This is a genomic window from Sulfurospirillum halorespirans DSM 13726 (genome assembly GCF_001723605.1).
Classification (GTDB): Bacteria; Campylobacterota; Campylobacteria; order Campylobacterales; family Sulfurospirillaceae; genus Sulfurospirillum; species Sulfurospirillum halorespirans.
In genome coordinates, this window is sequence record NZ_CP017111.1 from 1,184,635 (window position 1) to 1,201,996 (window position 17,362).

The 17,362-nt window shown below is 40.0% G+C and carries 18 protein-coding genes and 2 tRNA genes; 7 read left to right on the plus strand and 13 right to left on the minus strand.

Annotated features, from left to right (window positions below):
• Nucleotides 1-119: 119 nt before the first annotated feature.
• On the plus strand, nucleotides 120-812 hold the full coding sequence (locus SHALO_RS05820) for a response regulator transcription factor (protein WP_069477765.1): 693 nt from the start codon (nucleotides 120-122) through the stop codon (nucleotides 810-812).
• On the opposite strand, the gene SHALO_RS05825 is transcribed toward SHALO_RS05820, so the two are convergent.
• The 6 genes from SHALO_RS05825 to SHALO_RS05850 all read right to left on the minus strand — a co-directional run bounded on the left by SHALO_RS05825 (nucleotide 796) and on the right by SHALO_RS05850 (nucleotide 8,243).
• On the minus strand, nucleotides 796-2,532 hold the full coding sequence (locus SHALO_RS05825; protein WP_238585299.1) for an EAL domain-containing protein: 1,737 nt from the start codon (nucleotides 2,530-2,532) through the stop codon (nucleotides 796-798). The two genes, SHALO_RS05820 and SHALO_RS05825, sit on opposite strands and share 17 nt — an antisense overlap.
• On the minus strand, nucleotides 2,522-4,696 hold the full coding sequence (locus tag SHALO_RS05830) for a sensor histidine kinase (RefSeq protein ID WP_069477766.1): 2,175 nt from the start codon (nucleotides 4,694-4,696) through the stop codon (nucleotides 2,522-2,524). Before SHALO_RS05830 ends, SHALO_RS05825 begins: the two co-directional genes overlap by 11 nt.
• Nucleotides 4,697-4,699: 3 nt before the next feature.
• The gene (locus tag SHALO_RS05835) at nucleotides 4,700-5,917 is read right to left on the minus strand and encodes a sensor histidine kinase (protein WP_069477767.1); all 1,218 of its coding nucleotides are present in this window, start codon (nucleotides 5,915-5,917) and stop codon (nucleotides 4,700-4,702) included.
• Between the two features lie 101 nt (nucleotides 5,918-6,018).
• Nucleotides 6,019-7,101: an FIST signal transduction protein gene (locus SHALO_RS05840; RefSeq protein WP_084010754.1), complete on the minus strand. Its 1,083-nt coding sequence runs from the start codon at nucleotides 7,099-7,101 to the stop codon at nucleotides 6,019-6,021.
• Nucleotides 7,102-7,152: 51 nt separating this feature from the next.
• Nucleotides 7,153-7,632: a Cys-tRNA(Pro) deacylase gene (gene ybaK / locus SHALO_RS05845; RefSeq protein ID WP_069477768.1), complete on the minus strand. Its 480-nt coding sequence runs from the start codon at nucleotides 7,630-7,632 to the stop codon at nucleotides 7,153-7,155.
• Nucleotides 7,629-8,243 carry a hypothetical protein gene (locus tag SHALO_RS05850; protein WP_069477769.1) on the minus strand — a complete coding sequence of 205 codons (615 nt, stop codon included), beginning with the start codon at nucleotides 8,241-8,243 and terminating at the stop codon, nucleotides 7,629-7,631. The genes ybaK and SHALO_RS05850 overlap by 4 nt, the downstream gene beginning before the upstream one ends.
• 160 nt (nucleotides 8,244-8,403) lie before the next feature.
• Between SHALO_RS05850 and SHALO_RS05855 the strand changes: the two genes are divergently transcribed.
• Together SHALO_RS05855 and SHALO_RS05860 are read left to right on the plus strand one after the other, a co-directional pair.
• On the plus strand, nucleotides 8,404-8,853 hold the full coding sequence (locus SHALO_RS05855) for a hypothetical protein (RefSeq protein ID WP_069477770.1): 450 nt from the start codon (nucleotides 8,404-8,406) through the stop codon (nucleotides 8,851-8,853).
• Nucleotides 8,854-8,888: 35 nt separating this feature from the next.
• Complete coding sequence (locus tag SHALO_RS05860) at nucleotides 8,889-9,251, plus strand: hypothetical protein (protein ID WP_069477771.1); 363 nt, start codon at nucleotides 8,889-8,891, stop codon at nucleotides 9,249-9,251.
• Between the two features lie 14 nt (nucleotides 9,252-9,265).
• On the opposite strand, the gene SHALO_RS05865 is transcribed toward SHALO_RS05860, so the two are convergent.
• From SHALO_RS05865 to SHALO_RS05885, 5 genes are all read right to left on the minus strand, one after another.
• The gene (locus SHALO_RS05865) at nucleotides 9,266-9,880 is read right to left on the minus strand and encodes a hypothetical protein (protein WP_069477772.1); all 615 of its coding nucleotides are present in this window, start codon (nucleotides 9,878-9,880) and stop codon (nucleotides 9,266-9,268) included.
• Nucleotides 9,881-9,986: 106 nt separating this feature from the next.
• Nucleotides 9,987-10,916: a helix-turn-helix domain-containing protein gene (locus tag SHALO_RS05870; RefSeq protein ID WP_084010756.1), complete on the minus strand. Its 930-nt coding sequence runs from the start codon at nucleotides 10,914-10,916 to the stop codon at nucleotides 9,987-9,989.
• A gap of 329 nt (nucleotides 10,917-11,245) precedes the next feature.
• Nucleotides 11,246-11,440 carry a hypothetical protein gene (locus tag SHALO_RS05875; RefSeq protein ID WP_069477774.1) on the minus strand — a complete coding sequence of 65 codons (195 nt, stop codon included), beginning with the start codon at nucleotides 11,438-11,440 and terminating at the stop codon, nucleotides 11,246-11,248.
• A 47-nt stretch (nucleotides 11,441-11,487) separates the two neighbouring features.
• Nucleotides 11,488-11,901: a type II toxin-antitoxin system VapC family toxin gene (locus SHALO_RS05880; protein WP_069477775.1), complete on the minus strand. Its 414-nt coding sequence runs from the start codon at nucleotides 11,899-11,901 to the stop codon at nucleotides 11,488-11,490.
• 4 nt (nucleotides 11,902-11,905) lie between these two features.
• On the minus strand, nucleotides 11,906-12,208 hold the full coding sequence (locus tag SHALO_RS05885) for a hypothetical protein (protein WP_069477776.1): 303 nt from the start codon (nucleotides 12,206-12,208) through the stop codon (nucleotides 11,906-11,908).
• A gap of 373 nt (nucleotides 12,209-12,581) precedes the next feature.
• On the opposite strand from SHALO_RS05885, the gene SHALO_RS05890 reads away from it, so the two are divergent.
• Nucleotides 12,582-13,361: a DNA cytosine methyltransferase gene (locus SHALO_RS05890; protein ID WP_069477777.1), complete on the plus strand. Its 780-nt coding sequence runs from the start codon at nucleotides 12,582-12,584 to the stop codon at nucleotides 13,359-13,361.
• Nucleotides 13,362-14,249, plus strand: a complete 888-nt coding sequence (locus SHALO_RS05895) for a tyrosine-type recombinase/integrase (RefSeq protein ID WP_069477778.1) — start codon at nucleotides 13,362-13,364, stop codon at nucleotides 14,247-14,249. It begins immediately after the preceding gene.
• 25 nt (nucleotides 14,250-14,274) lie between these two features.
• On the opposite strand, the gene SHALO_RS05900 is transcribed toward SHALO_RS05895, so the two are convergent.
• Both SHALO_RS05900 and SHALO_RS05905 read right to left on the minus strand, forming a co-directional pair.
• Nucleotides 14,275-14,349, minus strand: a tRNA-Gln gene (locus SHALO_RS05900).
• 22 nt (nucleotides 14,350-14,371) lie between these two features.
• A tRNA-Met gene (locus SHALO_RS05905) sits at nucleotides 14,372-14,447 on the minus strand.
• A 170-nt stretch (nucleotides 14,448-14,617) separates the two neighbouring features.
• On the opposite strand from SHALO_RS05905, the gene SHALO_RS05910 reads away from it, so the two are divergent.
• Together SHALO_RS05910 and SHALO_RS05915 are read left to right on the plus strand one after the other, a co-directional pair.
• Nucleotides 14,618-15,640: a bifunctional 3,4-dihydroxy-2-butanone 4-phosphate synthase/GTP cyclohydrolase II gene (locus SHALO_RS05910; protein WP_069477779.1), complete on the plus strand. Its 1,023-nt coding sequence runs from the start codon at nucleotides 14,618-14,620 to the stop codon at nucleotides 15,638-15,640.
• A gap of 24 nt (nucleotides 15,641-15,664) precedes the next feature.
• A complete protein-coding gene (locus SHALO_RS05915; RefSeq protein ID WP_069477780.1) occupies nucleotides 15,665-17,359 on the plus strand; it encodes a monovalent cation:proton antiporter-2 (CPA2) family protein in 1,695 nt (564 codons plus the stop codon).
• The last annotated feature ends 3 nt before the right edge of the window (nucleotides 17,360-17,362 follow it).

Sequence of the window (17,362 nt, forward strand, 5' to 3'; positions counted from 1 at the left end):
TCCCATGGATTTTATCGTTTCATTATATACTCTAAGCGTTGTATTTGGGTTATATTTTTCGCTATACTTAGTACAATGTGTGGTAACGCGGGCAAATCTACTCATTAAGGAAAGACACAATGCGAGAAACGTTAACGTTACTCCTTGTCGAAGACGACCTCTCTTTAAGCGAAGAGTTAGGCATTTTTTTATCGGATTTTTTTGATACGATCGATTCGTGTGGCTCTGCTGAAGATGCGTATGAAAAATACCTGAAAACTTCGTATGACCTTGTCATTACAGACATCCAACTTCCTCACCAAAATGGTCTTGGCTTGGTTGAAAAGATCAAGAAAAAAAATCCTTCGCAAATGGTTATTGTCATCTCGGCGTACAAAGAGGTTGACTATTTTCTCAAAAGCATCAACCTTGGCATCTACAGTTTTCTCACCAAACCGTTTGACTCACAACTGCTGATTAACACGATGATCAAAGCAACCACGCAGTTAGAACAGCAAAAAGGCAAAATGGATAGTTCACTCGTTATTCTGCATCCGGGCATCTCGTTTGATCTTAAAACCAAAACCTTACATGTAAACCAAATGCCACAAGAATTAACCGCCAAAGAGGAGCTTTTACTGTTTGTTTTGGTGAAAAATGCCAACGCATTTGTTCGTAATGAACAGCTCTCTCAAGAAATATGGCAGAGCGATGAGGTCAATAACTCAACGCTTCGAGCCCTTGTGAAACGCGTGCGAGACAAGCTGGGGTATGATGAGTGCATCATCAACCTCAAACATCGAGGCTATAAACTCTCTACGCATCCTTCATAGGAAGTTGCAGTGGAGCGTTGAAAAAGTAGCCTTGTGAGTAGTCAATTCCCAATTTTTTGACCGTCTCAAACTCTGCTTCGTTGGAGACATACTCTGCAATAACCTGCATTCCGATCTTTTTTGCCATGGACGCGATGGACTCGACAATGTCTTGATTGCGAAGGTTGGTGTCAATGCCTTTGATGAATTGCCCATCGATTTTAAGAAAATCCACACCAACGTTTTCCAAGCGATTAAAATTAGAGCGATCGCTTCCAAAATCATCAAGGGCAAGTAGATAGCCCATCTTCTTGAGCACATGCAAGTTTTGAAGCGGTCCACGGTTAATATCGCTGATGATGATGTCTTCTAAGATCTCAAATGTGACCAAGGCTGGGTCGATGCGGTGGAGTTTTTGTTTGGTCTCTAAAAAGTCGATAAAGGTTTGATTGAGCAGATCTTCATTGGTAATGTTCAGCGAAAAGGCGACGTTTTGACCTGCAAAAATTTTAAACGATTTGTTGATCATGATGCGGGTAAGATTGCTCATCAGTCCGCTGCGTCTGGCAGCTTCAAGAAAATGTGCAGGTGAGATGATCTCGCCATCGTCTTCAATACGCGCTAAACATTCGTACTTGACCACGCTCAAACTTTGGTTATCAACGATGGGTTGAAAGTAGGGCACGACGCGGTCTTCTTCGAGGGCTAGACGAAACTTTTGTATCCAAGAGGTTTCGATTTTGGCACGTTTGAGAAAAACATCTTGGGTGTTGTAGATGTTGTATTGGTTCGGCACACCTCGCATACGCGCTTCACGAAGGGCAATACGTGCATTGGGAAGCAGTGAAGAGGGTGCATTCGCCGTTGCAATGCCGCAGGAGAGCGTAATATAGATAGGTTTTTCTTCGTATTCTCCAATGGGTGTTTCTCTGAAAAAGGCTTGGATTTGGATGGCGACAAATTCGGGATTGATGATTTGTGGATCAAAGATAATGACAAATTCATCGGAATTGTAGCGGTAGAGATGCACCTCTTTGGAGAGGTTGTATTGTAAATATTCGCCGACTTTAAACAGCGCTTCATCGGCAAACTCAGCCCCATAGGTTTGGTTGATAAAGCTGAAATTATCGATGTTGTAGAGCATAATGGTGAGTTGATGATTTTGCGGAAAGTTGTCTAAAAAATTGTAAAGCATGGTCGCATTTTGAAGTTTGGTGACCGTGTCTATGGTCAAAAAGTCATGCACGATTTGAGAATTTTGCGCCAGTTGCTCACTCTGTTCTTCGAGTTTTTGCTCTAATGTGGCTTGGAGTGAAGCTTTCTCAAGGCGCTCTTTGACAAGCGATGCCACTTTGTAGAGTGTTTCGATGAGCTGATCAAAGTCGATTGGTTTTAAGATGTAACCACTCACATTGTTGCGAATGCTCTCTAAAAAATACTCGGTTTCATTGTGCGCCGAAACCACGATAATGGGCTGTTTGGGGTTGATTGATTGAACGTGTTTAATGAGATCCATGCCGTTCATGTGCGGCATATTGAGATCTGTGATGAGAATGTCGTACCCATACGGGTGTTCTTTGTAGATTTTAAGCGCTTCCGCACCATCGCTTGCTTCATCGATTTCACTGAAAAGATCGTGCAACAATGAGACGGTATTTTCACGCAGTATCAGGTCATCTTCAGCATATAAAACACGCAATTTTGAGGTGAGATTGACCAGATCGGTCAGACTAATTTGCACGGTGTTCTCCACGAATCTTAATAATAAATTTAGCGCCATGCAATTGGTTTTCTACATGTAAAGAGCCATGGCAATGCTCTTGTACAATGGTTTTAGACATATACAGTCCAAGTCCCGTGCCATTACGCTCTGCTTTGGTCGAAAAATAGGGGTCAAAAATTTTAGGAAGAATGGCATCGGGGATGCCTCCTGCATTATCCTCTATCTCGATGACAAAAAAGGCGTTATCTTCGTACGCATTGATCCATATAGTACCATTTTCTAGCTTTTTTTCAAGGATGGCATCTTGCGCATTTTTCAAAATATTGATGAGCACTTGCATCATTTGCGTCTCATAGGTGATGAGTGAATTGGAGGACGTATTGTTTACATGTAACGTGATTTGATGCACCGATAAACTCTTTCCAATGAGCCCAAGTGCACGGTCGATAATCCTCTGGAGTGAGCTTTGTTCTTGCTGTTGTTCGGGTCTGAAAAAGTTTTTAAAATCATCAATAGTCGTTGTTAAAAACTGGATATAGGTCTCAATTTTACCAATGGCTCCTAGTAAAAATTCCTCTTGATCGGCTCTTCCTTGTTCGGTTTTAAGATCAAACTTTTTCAGGCTTTGTTTGAGCTTGATGCTAGCCGTCACGGCTGAAATGGAGCCAAGTGGCTGACGCCATTGATGTGCGATCATGCTGATCATCTCCCCCATTTGCGCTAAACGTGATTGATACAGCATCATTTTTTGCGTCTCCATGTGCTCAACCACACCCTCTTTGATCCTCTTATCCATCGAGTCGTACAGCTCTTGGAGCTCTTGACTCATCGCGGTGAAATTGTCCAGAAGCGTGTTGATCTCGACAATGTTGGAGCGATTGATTTTAGTCACTGTGAGTTTGTCTTTAAAGGTTTTGGTCGCTTCAATGAGCTCTTGCAAAGGGTTGAGGATATGGTTTGAAAATGTTTTGGCACGCGCTAAAAGGATGCCAAGAAAAATGAGGTAAAAAAGTACCATAAAGCCTAGTGCAAGGTAGCCGATAACGTTTGTTTTCGCTTTGAGTTGGGTGCTGTTTTTAAGCAAAGAGTCTTTGTCGAGCAAAAGGACAAATCTCCAGCGTGTCTGCGCAATGGTATTTTGCGTGATGATAAAATCACCCTGAGTGTGTTGCAGCTCTAGTATGGCTCTGTTTTCTTGAATCATACGAGAAAGCGCCATTGCAAGAGGGTTTGTGGTGTTGGTGAAAAGATTGAAATCGCGAGGCTTCGTGATGGTCGCTTCAATGGGCGCATCATAGGTGTGTGTTTTGAGCTCTTTAATCCCAAGATGCGCTTCCAAAGCTTCGCTCATCGCAAGAATATTGCCGTGTTCATCGACGAGCATGCTCATGGAGCGGTAAGGCAGTTGAAGCGAAAGCATGGTTTTTATGAGATGTTCTATCGTCACATCAATGCCCACAACGCCTTCTAAAAAATCACCTTTGTACACAGGCGCAATCGCACTGATCATCCATCCAGCCCCTGCTGGGTCTAAGTAAGCATCGGTCCAGACCACATTTTTGTCTGGATTGTGCGCCGCATCGGCAAGGTAGTAAAAATTATACGTGGGAATGGCGATGTCATGGGCGTATTGAGCTAGCGCATTGGGCATGAAAGGGCAGAGCCTGTTCATGGAGTCATAGCTGTTAAAATAGACCTGCGCGATGTTGGCATTGCTCTGCAAGATGGCTGTGTAAAAGGGGTCGAGCGTCTCCGTGGCGATGGCTTTTTCCAAGCGATTTGGGCTCTGTTTTTGCGCGTTTGAGAAAAAAAGTGAACAGCTCTCTGGTGTTTTTTGTGTATTGAAGAGAACGCCAGAGTTTGTTTGTGCGTAAGTGCTATCTTTGGTGTTTACATGTAAAGGGTTAAAGGTGGCAAAAAAGTGCTCATGCTCTTTTTGAAAAAGCCGTGTTAAGCTTGAGAGCGTTTTAAATTCGTTATTGACGATGGTGGCTGAGCGGTTGCTAAGCTCTTTAATATGCACTTTGCTCTCTTCAATCAGCGCCGTTTTCGTGGTTGCATTGACATACGCATTGCTCCAAAAATAAGCCACTAAAAGCATCATTTCTATGAGTAAAAGCGGGAAAATGATGGAGCGTAAGTACTCTTTTTTGACCAAGCGTGCAAGGGTGTTTTGAACCATAGGTTAACCTTCTTGAAGTTTGATGGTAAATTTGGCACCCATTGAAGTATTGGAAGCGAGGATTTCTCCGCCACAATGCTCTTCAATAATTGTTTTTGACATGTAAAGCCCAAGCCCTGTGCCATTTTTTTCCGATTTGGTCGAAAAATAGGGCTCAAAAATGTGAGGCAATACCGATTCAGGAATGCCTCCAGCGTTATCTTCGATGCTGATGATTTGCCAACTGCCTTCATTTTCAATCGTAATCAGAATCTGTGCGCGCTTAATTTCACGCTCTTTGATGACATCTTCTGCATTTTTTAAAATGTTCAAAATGACTTGCGTCACTTCGTTGGCATAGGTAAAAAGCTCGTGGTTTGAGCGCGTTTCAACGTTGATGGTGATGCCGTTGATCTCCAGCGCTTTGCCGATGATCTCCAGTGTTCGGTTCACCAGTTGCGCAAGGGTCACACTCTCTTTTTGTTTATTCGGTTTGAAGAAGTTTCGAAAATCATCGATGGTATGGGTGAGAAACTGCACATACGATTCGATTTTGCTCATCGCTTCGCCTAAAAAAAGCTTGCTCGTTTCAATGCCCTCAGGCGTGGTGTAGTCAAAACGGTTGAGCGAAGTTTTGAGTTTGATGGACGCCGCAACCGCGGAGATGGAGCCTAGAGGTTGGCGCCATTGATGCGCGATCATGCTGATCATCTCTCCCATTTGTGCCAAGCGAGATTGCTGCAAAATGTGCTGATCTTTTTCTCTGTTTTTAAGTACTTCTTCTTCGACGCGACGCTCCAGTGTTTGGTTGATTTCGATGAGTTCGAGATGGTTTTTACACGCATGGACGGCATTTTCCAGTTTGGATTCAAACGAAGCGATGATGGCTTTGATGAGTTCGATTTCTGTCTCAGAAGCTTGAAATATAAGCCCAATCCAATCCTCTCCTACCTTTACATGTAAAAGATGTTTGCCACTGGACTGATCAAAATAAATGGATTGCAGTGGCGCCGCAAAAGAGGGGGTTACAAAGAGCGCTTGATACGCCTTTTTGCCGTTGAGGCAGAGCTGTTTGTACGTGTGTGTTTTGGTGTCATACGTCCAATAAATAGAGGCAAGGGCGCCCATTTTTCGTGAAAAAACCTTTAAAAAATGCTCCATCATCTCTCGAAGTTGAAGCGACGTTCCTATGGCACTGACACATTCAAAGGTGATGAGAAGTTGTTCATTGAGTTGTTGCATCAAAATCTCCTAGGATACCCATTGAATAGAAGGATTATGTGGATGATTCGCTAAGCTGTAAGATACCATAAAGAAGCTGATACACACAATAATGATGACGTTTAGAGAGTGCCGACAACGCAGGTGTTGTTGTAAAACTCAATGCCTTCTTGGTTGGCATTGGCAATTTCACCCAGACTTAAAACGCCCCAAAGAACGGTTTGGGAAGGGTAAACGCTTGCAATCGCCCGTACTTCTTTGGGAAAAGCGGTATCGAGTAAGAAAAAGCGCGAAATACAATCCACCACCAATGCCGACTGGATGGTCTTTTCTTCCATATTGGCACGTGAAATTTCAGCCGCTTCTTTGGCTGCTTCAATGAGCTCTCCTTCTTCGCCTTTGAGAATGGACAAAACAGAATTCACATCGAGTTTCCCCACCAAAACAATGGTATTGCCATCGGTTGTCACAGGTTCTCGTACGAGAAAATCTTTGTTGTAACGCACAATGCCAAGAGGGTAGCGCTGCGAAATTTTGAAAAAGGGTGTGGTGTCAAAACGCAAGTCGCTGTCTTTTTCAACCGCTTCTTTGTAGAGCGTAAATGCGTCTTTGTAGTTGATCTTTTCCAAAACATTGCCTTTGCACGACGTAGCGATAAACGGGCCTAACAGAGGTTTCCACCCATGTTTTACACCTACACCAATGGTATGCGGTGAGGTGATGATAATCGCCGCATTCATGTAAAAACGGTACGTATCAAAAATAACAGGCTCTTGAATGAGATTGGTTTTGCCCGCTCCGCCTCCGATAAGTTTTGTTTTCTCTGGTAAAAGTGAATAAAACTCTTCTAAAAAGTCATCAATTTGCGTTGAAAAACCATCGACAATGGCAAAGATAGCGCTGGTGTTAGGGTCGGTGCGAAGTTGTTGAGGATTGTCCATATCGATGATCTGCATCGAAGACGTTGCGCTAAGTTTTGCGGCAATAATGCCTTGCGCATAGGTTTTGCCTTTAAAAATAACCCTTGGGAAAATAGCACCACTGAACGTCACGCCCTCTTTTTGCAAGATCTCCAAAAAAGGAGTCTCCTCCGCAATCAGCAGGACATACGTGCCTTTTTTTAGCTTTACATGTAAGTCCTCAATGCGCTCAAAAAAAGAGATACATTCAAACATCGCGTGCTCCAAAAGTTTTCTTAGAGGCATTGTATACTCCAAGTGTTATAAACGCGTTGCAAAATCTTTACATGTAAATATTTAGTGCTTTGTTAAAGACGCACACATCGCTTTTGAAGCTTCAATGAGTACCGAAGGTGAAAGGCAGAGTTGTACACCCCGAAGCCCTGCACTGACGTAGATTTTTTCATGTTCGTGAATGCTTTCATCGATAAATGTCGCGTAATGTTTTTTCATAGCAAGTGGTGAACACCCACCGCGAATGTACCCCGTAAGCGCTAAAAGCTCTTTCACCGCCACAAGTTCGCACCGCTTAGCCTGCGCCACCTTCGCCAAAGCTTTCAGATCGATCTCATCAGCCGCAGGAATGCACGCCACCACAATACGCTTAGCATCATCGCGCGCAACCAACGTTTTAAACACACACGAAGCATCCACCCCAAGCGATGCCGCCGCATGTGTCGCACTTAAGTCCTCTTCATCCACCTCGTATGAAGTCATTTCATAAGGCAGTTTTAACGTATCCAAAAACCGCGCCGCATTGGTTTTTTTTAGGCTCATTTTTCCACCTTTTTATAGCTTGTTTTTACGCCCAAAAGGTTGACTTCGATGGTTTTATCGCCTGTAATGTAAAAGATAATCCCTGTGTCTGTTGCCACATCAATAACCTGGATCTTTGTCTCATCGATGTCGTATTTGACCATCGTGGAAATGCCAAGTGCTTGAAATTTATCTTTGGCAAATTCGATGTCGCCTATGGGTAAGAAAACATTTTTGCCTTGCGGACGCCATTTGCCGATGAGTGGATTGGGCGTTTCATGAAGGATTATGGCTAAAATGACGATGCCAAGCACGATCGTTGCGAGAGCTATCATTATTTTTGGATGGTGTTTTGGATTCCAGTCTCGCTCTTGCATACAGTGGCGCATTTTTTTCAAAGCGGATTCTCTTGAAGCGTTGTTCTGAGGCGTTGTTTGCGATGCTTCTTGGGCATTAAGATGGTCGATAAACTGCTCTTCTTCTTCCATTTGACGAAAAAACTCATCTTCATCTGCTTGATTTAAAGGATCTTTGAGAACTCTTTTTTTGTTTTTCAACAGTTTGTCTGGATCCATGTAATCCAGTGTATCATCGGGTTTTATTTCAAAAAATTTCTTAAATTTAGAAAACATCGTCTGCCTTATGTATTAATCTTTGGTCTTAAAAAGTATAGCACTTGAAACTTTTAATGCTGATGAGAGGGGCTAAAATACTTACATGTAAAGCAAAAGCGTAAGTTTTTTTCAAAATGCTATAATGACACACTTGTAACACACTATCCTAAGGTCCTCAATGCTTCCAAATGCGGTAAACCCCAAAAAAACGACCAAGTCTTTAAAACCAAAAACAACGGCTAAAAAAGTAGCGTCAAAAGCACGAAAAACAGATGCCAAGAAAGTTCCAAAACGCCCATCGTTGCTTTTAAATCTTTTGGCGAGTTGTGTGGTACTTCTTTTCATAGGGTTTGGCATAAAATACGTGATAGATCATACGATCAACTACAACCCACTGCTGGGAAAGTGGCGTGCACAAACGGTTTTGGGCATCATGGAGATAGAGTTTGATCGCAGCAGTATCTCCTCTTTTGGCACTAAAAATCCTGTGACATACGATATTTTGGAAGATAAAGTCATCGTCATTGACGATACCATCAAAGTCGGAAATACCTATAAAATTGTCGATGAAAACACCATTTCTACGGAAGCTGGTGGTTTTAAAACCGTGTATAAAAAAGTAAAGTAAGGCAATAAATCAGTTGAAAAACGTAAGGTATAACAATGCATCATAAAGAACATAATACACTTGATCTACTCGAACAATTCACCCACAACACACAAACTTCTAGCAACAAGAGCGACGATAATGAAAATAGGATGTTTAAAGAGTTGGGGCAATTGATGTCAAAATCCGATAAAAAGGGCAGTAATAGCATTTTTGGAATTCCCAATTTCATCTGGTATATCATCATGCTGGGCATGTTTGGCTATCTCATCAAAGAGATATTTTTTCTCAACGAAATCAATGACGTCTCGACCGCTGTGTCCACCATCAATCAAAGTGTCACCAAAGAAATAACCGAAATCCAAAACAGCGCACATAAAGCTTTGGAAAATGCGAATGCTAAAAAAGAGGGACGATAAAATAGATAGAATTTTTATAAAAAGCTATCAATTGTCGTTGTGATTTTTTCAAATGAAATGGATTCACTTGCAAGAGCAAGAGGATGAATCATCCCCGATTGGTCTAAAATTAAGTTTGGAAAGCGTGAAATCCCTATTTTTTTGGTTGTATTAAATTCAACATCAGTGCTTATAATATTAAAAATATCAACAAAAGCATCGTAGGATAGATGATGCGCTTCGCAGATATTTTTGTAAAACTCTATATGGGTAGTATCTCCACCTTGTTCAAAAAACTTTTCTTGAATCGATGTGAAAAAGTGAAGTAATGTATGATCATTGTGATCTTTTTGAAGCAACATTATCCTCGCTGCAGCGACCGCACGACACGCAGGTTCTGTATCATTTTTGACGACAGAAGTCCTAAAGATGCTTTTTTTGAAACTCGTTTGTTTCAAATACCCCATGAGAATTGAAAAAGGAATATTTTTATCAGAGCAATAGTGTTGTATTTTATGCGTGATGGATCTGTTTATCCAGCAAGAAGAGGACAATGGATTTCCTATGAAGACGATTATTGTGTTCTTATGGGTAATGTGTGTGTCATAGCTTGTGCGGGTGCAAGATGTCGTGTTGCGCTCTGTAAACATTGCTACTCCTTGTTTATAAATAATAAAACAATAGTCTATAGTAGCATGAGCCAGAGTGAAAATAAAGTACGAGCAGTCGTATTTCTGTACAAAAATACGGAATTATCTAAAGTTTTATATTAAGTCTGTATTGTTTTAGGCTCATTTTGTAGTATTGTCGAAAAAAGCGAGAACAGGTGGTTTGGGTATTGAAGTTGAGTGTAGATGTTATCTGCTTGATGCTGTAATCTGTATACGTCAGAAGATAAACCATCTCTTTAATGATTCGTACATGTATAAAGTAAAGTGCGCTTTTTTGTGTTGTTACTTTGACCGTTTCACTTAAATGCTTAGAGGTAATATTGAGCATATCGGCATACCCTTTGACACTTTTTTGGGTTATAAAGTGTTTTTCAATGAGTTCTAAATAATGGCTAGTAATCTGCTCAGCTCTTGTATGCGCTTGTACGTTTACGTGTTGGTTGAGTAGTTTGCCACGCTTTAAAATATAGAGCATTTCTAAGATGTAGAGTCTAACCATCTCCTTATAATCGCTATTTTCACTTTTCGTTTCAAGATGAATATGTTCATACAATGTTTTTACTTGTGTGAACATATTGGAAGGAAGCAGTATAGGATTGATACTGTGTTCATGAAAGGTTATAAGGTCTTGAATAGCTTTATTGTCATGTTGATGTGAGAATAGAACGTTTTTATTGAACAGGAGGATATAGTATTCTGATTTTTCAGCATACGTCTCAAACGAAAAGATGGAACCGGGGAGAATTAATTGCAGAGAGCTTTTAGAAATGTCAAATGTATATTGATTAACACTGTTTTTAGCTTTCCCATCAAGGCATAAAAATAATGCAAAAAAATCAAACCGTATCGGAAAACCTTTTTTCCCTTGAATATCATTATGCAACATAACAATATCTTTAGGAGAAAAATTGTCTGCTAGAACATCCATGCCAAATGTAGGATTTTTTTTGTGAAAACCTTCATAGACTTTAAGGACTTGCTCCATTGTTAGTAATGAATGGGTCGAGGTATTCATCTTTTTTATCCAACTCTTTTGATTGAAACTAACATGATTTTAATAGAAAATACTTTAAATGTTTGTATGTTGAAAAAGTTTCTGGAAGTTTAAAGGATGAATGATGCTTTGATTGAAGAAAGAACGGTGGATGGGGATACAACACTCAGAAATTTATAAGTTTGAAGCTAAATCTTCAAACCAAAGCAGTCAAAATTCAGAGGTGGTTTAAGTTTCAATTCGCAACTTTTTTACATTAAAAACTGACGACTTCTGCGCTTCGCTTGACATTCAATAGTAAAGATAGAAAAAATTGTCAAGAACTAATTTAAAAGCCTTTGTTAAATTTATTAAAGATTTGTGAATTTAGATCGAGACTTTATTTGCTTTTTCTTGATAGTAGCGTTAGCAACTTTTTGTAAAAAAGCCTTTTTCCCTTGGAGTTTCAAGTCATTCATAGGCTGATAATCGTTCGTATCAATACTATCTTCTAAGGTTTTAAAAAGAGTTATTTCTTCTTTTGAATAGAGGCTTTTATTTGGCATAGTGAAATCCATGTAAAGTAAAAAAAGAGCTTTGCATGGCTCTAAAATTATTGAATATATTGATTGTAGAAATCTGATGAAGAGATAGTATCAATATCAGAGTTTTGAAAGCCTTTTTTATCATTTGTAATAATAAGCCTTGCTTTCTTTTCCTTTGCACAAAAATACTGAACAGCATCTTCAAAATCTTTAAAATCAGAGTTTATAGCATCTCTTAATATTTTTTCATTTACTGATACAATTGTATATTCATCTAAAAAAGTATTAATATATTCTTTGAGTTTTTTAGGCTCAATTCCTTTTCTAGCAAAATAATGTATATTAACTATTGATATGTCATTGAGAATAATTTCAAAATTTTTTTCACTAAGAAAAAATAGAACACTTTTTGCAATTCCATTGTCTCTATTTAAAATAGAATCTAAAAAAATATTAGTATCAATATAGATTTTTGCATTCATGCTTTTAATTAGCCTTACTACTAAAATATTCTTCTTTAGCTTGGTTAATACCTAAATTCATTTTAGATGGGTCAAGTAAGCTATGAAGTCCTTCCATTGCATTTTTTAGTTTTTGAGCCTTAGTAGTATTTTTAGATTTCGCACTTCTAAGGAGTTCATCTAAATCACTTGAAATTGCTTGATGTTTTCTAAAATTATTTACACTATTTTGTGATATTTCTACTTTGAAATGAAATTTTTTCATTGCTAAATCCAAGAATTCTTGAATTTTACTTTTGTCATCAGAGTCAATGTATATTGTTGTCATAGATAACCCTTTTTATAATATAAACTAAGCTCATTTTAACGAAATTATCACAAAAAGCAAATTTCCTTTTTGAATTACTTGAATCAGTGAAAAATTAATGTTTATAGCTTATTTGTAGTTCTGTATTATAACAACTAATTACTGAAAAATCTGATTTATCAATGTGTATAAAAATTTTGATTTATTGTCTGAATTATTATAAAAAAGTTTCCATCTGAAAAAAAAGGTGATTTTTCAAGGCTTTCAACTGCACGTAAAATAAAACGAGATCTCCTAAAATCTCTTGAACGTGGGTATTTTGTTCGAATTATAAAAGAGTTAGTACCTCAAAAAGTTTTTAAGCAATCAACAATCTATGGCTTTGGAGCATAAAATGCAATTAATTCTTTCCCTATGTTCAGGCATCGGCTTACTAGATCGTGCATTCAAAGAAGCAGGTTTCTGCGTTGTCAGTGAAGGTGACATCATTCTGGGCAATCATCATGATATTCGTTTATTCAAAGGTATAAAAGGGAAAATTTATGGCGTTATCGGTGGAACTCCTTGCCCTGATTTTTCTCCTCTCAAACGTGACCGCCCTGTATTAAAAGATTTATACGGTTATGAAATGCTTTTGGAATTTAAAAGGATAGTTTTAGAGTGTGACCCCTCCTGGTTTCTTTTAGAAAATGTTGCAGGTGTACCTAACGTTAAAATAGACGGATATTCTCATCAACGAATTGACATTAACCAATCTTGGTATGAAAATGTGACTCGGCTGCGTCATATTCAATTCGGTCATAAAGAGAATAAATACTTACAAATTGAAAGAAAAAATGTGACTGATCAATCACAGAAATTAGAATCATGTGCCTTAGCTAATGATAGCCGTTCCTTTAGAGAGCTTTGCAGATTGCAAGGCTTAGAAGATGACTTCGACTTAAAAAGTTTTAACGTGCAAGGTAAAAAACGTGCAGTTGGTAATGGTGTACCTCTTTCAATCGGTCGAGTATTAGCAAAAGCTGTGACTGATCTGGATGAAAAAATCTGTGTATGTGGTTGTGGTCGTATTGTGACCCATCGAGGTGGTTATTATGACTATTCATGCCGTAAACGAGCCCAAAGAAATAAAAATAAATTTGCTGTGACTGATCAACAACAAATAGGTGCATAAATGACACTTCAAAACTTCTATGATGAATTTTTTGAGTTAACTGTACCCATTCAATCCGAAAAGACGGTGTTAACAAAAAGAGCTTTTTTCAAAAATCGAATCTTGCCTTCTTTGGGTGAAATGGAAATGGGAGAGGTTAAATACATTCATATTCAAAAATTTGTCAATGATCTTTTGGGAGTAGGGTTAAAACCAAAAACAGTTAAAAATATCATTAGTGGTCTTTCTACCTTGTATCGTTATGCAGAAAAACATGAGATTGTAATGGCTAATCCTTGCCAGTATGCAGAGCTCCCACAATTCGATAATAAAAGAGATTTTGAATATTCTAAAGAGGTTCAGGTCGAATTCGTTAAATCTGCGTTGACGTATCGTGAACCAATGATGCGAGATATTTTCCTATTTTTGTTCCATGGTCGAAGAAAAGGAGAGGTCTTAAATCTTACTTGGGATATGGTGGACTTTGATCAAAGGCTCTATAAAATCCCTGCAATGATCAACAAGGCACGTAAAAATATGAGCTATAAAATGACTGATATTCTCTATGATCGTCTTATGTTCCATTATCTGCATGAGTGTATTAATCAGAATACACGCTTTCCAAGAGGTTATGTGTTCGTAAATCCTGAAACACGTACAAAATATTCCTATTTGAAAAAAGCATGGGAGCGGTTTTTAGAGTCCAATGATCTTCCCAAAATTAGACTTCATGACATACGCCATCTAATAGGTACGTATTCGATCAATATTTTAGAGTTACCGATTGAAAAAATAAGTCATACTCTTGGTCATACGAACGTAGCAACGACAGAGAAATACGTTACGATAAAACCTGAAACGAGTAAACAAGTGATTGATAAGATCTTTGCGAGTGTTGAAAGTGTTTGAAAAGTTTGATTCGAAGAAAAAAGGGTGGATGGGGATATAGGATTCGAACCTATGAATACCACGACCAAAACGTGGTGCCTTACCGCTTGGCGAATCCCCAAGAAGAACATCATTTTAAAAACTGGTTGCGGGAGCCGGACTTGAACCAGCGACCTTCGGGTTATGAGCCCGACGAGCTACCAACTGCTCTATCCCGCGATATTATAAATCAAAGGGAAGTGAACCCTGATAACTGGAGCGAAACCAGCTTATCTCAGCGCTTGGCGATATTCAACCAAGTCGTTAATTGAGGTGAAATTATAGTCATTTTTAATTTGTTTGTCAAGGGTAATTTACTATAATCATTTAAAATTAGTTTTGGAGCGAAAATGCCTATTCAAAGAGTCAAACAAGCGATAGAAGATATCAAGCATGGCAAGATGGTAATGATGGTCGATGATGAGGACCGAGAAAATGAGGGAGACCTTGTTTACGCCGCAACGTTCTCTACTCCTGAAAAAGTTAACTTTATGGCTTCGGAAGCCAAAGGTTTGATCTGTGTTTCATTAAACGAAGAGATCGCTAAGCGTCTTGAGTTGAATCCGATGGTGAAAAACAACGACTCACAGCATGAAACAGCCTTTACGGTTTCTGTGGATGCGCGTGTCTGTTCTACGGGTATTTCAGCGTATGAGCGTGACATCACGATCAAAATCCTTGCCGATGCGCTCAGCCAACCTTCCGAGCTTGTCAAACCAGGGCATATCTTCCCGCTAATAGCCCGTAAAGGTGGAACGTTGGTTCGCACAGGGCATACAGAGGGTTCGGTTGATCTTTGTCGTTTAGCAGGGCTTCGTGAGGTTTCAGTGATCTGTGAAGTGATGAAAGAAGATGGGCACATGGCGCGTCGCGATGATTTGGATATTTTTTGCAAAAAACATGGCATTAACATCGTCTATATCTCGGACATCGTCGCGTACCGTATGCAGTCTGAGTCCTTGGTGCGTGAAGTGTTTTCATCCAATGTCGAATTTTTTGGAGCGCATACACGCAAGATCGACATGGTTGATCATGAAGGGAACCATCACATCGTTTATGCGTTTGGCGAGATCGGCAAAACCAGTGCAGTGAAGTTTCACCATATTTTACCCGACAACGAGCTTTTGGCGCATGAGAAAAAATACCAAGGCATTTTAAAAGCGATTGAGTATCTTAAAACACACAATGGCGTTTTCATCTTTGTCGACAGCGAATACACCACCAACCCAGAGCTGAGAGAGTTTGGCATTGGGGCGCAGATTCTTCAAAAACTGGGCATTGAAAATATTGATTTGATTTCGATTACGTCACGTAAAGATTATGTAGGGCTTGCCGGTTTTGGGCTCAATATTAACCAAGAAATTATTCTGTAAATCTTTACATGTAAAGGGGTGTGAATGGACTTTTTTCTTCTTTCGTCACTGGTTCTTTTAGCGGTCACTGCGATTATGGTGACCATTTCCAAGCATATGGGACTTGGCTACATCTTGGGATTGCTGATCGCTGGAATTATCGTAGGGCCTCATACACCAGGACCTATTGTGACGAGCGAAGTGGAGTCTATGCGCCATTTTACGGAGTTTGGTGTGGTGCTCTTGCTCTTTGTGATTGGGCTGGAAATGCAACCTGCAAAGCTCTGGTCGATGCGCAAAGAGGTTTTTGGCTTGGGTTCGCTTCAAGTCATTGTCTCTGGTCTTGTGCTTGGATTTTACATGAATTTTTTTGTGGAAAGTTTAGGGGTTGCTATGCTTTTAGGCTTTACCCTAGCACTCTCTTCGACCGCATTTGTTATGCAGATTTTGCAAGAAAAAGGTAAGCTCAACACGGAACACGGTAAAAATGCGTTTGCAATTTTGCTCCTTCAAGACTTAGCGGTTGTTCCTCTTTTGGCGATGCTTCCACTGCTCTCACCCCAACCGCAAACTTCAGAAACTTCTTGGCTTGAGTCGTGCATCAACGTTGTCGCGATGGTGGCACTTTTGATTGTGTTTGGGCGTTACATCATTCCTAAAGCACTGGATAAAGTGGCTAAACAACGCAACAAAGACGCTTTTTTACTGGTAACGATGCTGAGCGTGGTGCTCTCTGCGTACCTCATGGATCATGCAGGGCTTTCGATGGCATTGGGCGCTTTTTTGATGGGCATGTTTCTTTCCACATCACGCTATAGTTTTCAGATCGAATCAAGCCTTGAGCCGTTTAAAGGTATCTTGATGAGTCTTTTCTTCATTGCTGTGGGTATGTCGATAGACTTTAAAGCGATTATGAGCGATCCTTGGGTTTTTAGTGGGCATGTTGTGGCGATTTTAGTGCTGAAAGCTTTGGTTATTTTTGCCTTGATGCTTGCGTTTGGTGCCACGAAAAGTGGTGCGATTAAACTTGCCTTTTTGCTCAACCAAAGTGGTGAGTTTGGCTTTGTTCTCTTTGGTGCGGCAAAGGCGCTTAGCATCATCGACGATCAGCTTTTTGTGATAGGCATCGGCGTTATTTCCATCAGTATGCTTCTCACGCCTGCACTCTACTCGTTTGGGTGTTCACTGGCGAATCGCTTGGCGAAAGTCTCTCAGTTTTCCTACTTTAACACTGAAAATGCGAGTATGGAACAAAAAGTAGTGATCGCAGGTTTTGGAAGTACGGGAAAAGTGATTGCGCGGATGCTTAAAAGCAGTTCGATTCCTTTTATCGTGTTTGACATCAACACACACGAAGTTGCCTTGGGGCGAAAAGAGGGCTTACCCGTCTTTTTTGGCGACATTACCGATCTCAAACTGCTGAGTACCATCAAACTCGATCAAGCTTCGATGATCATTGTCTCCATCGACCATAGTCTCAATGCGATCAAAGTCGTGAAGCACATCAAAGAGAACTATCCGCACATTAAGATTTTGGCACGCGCCCTTGACATCAAAGCAATGGATAAAATGCTTGCCGCTGGTGCGAGTTGGGTCATTGCCGAGACGTTGGAAAGTAGCATTCGCACAGGCTCGGAGGCGCTGAGTCAAATGGGCGTGCCAACCGATGAGATCGCTAGCTTACTTGAGGCGTTTCGCAAAAATGAGTATGAGCTCATTCGTGAGTTGACCAAAGAGTAAAGT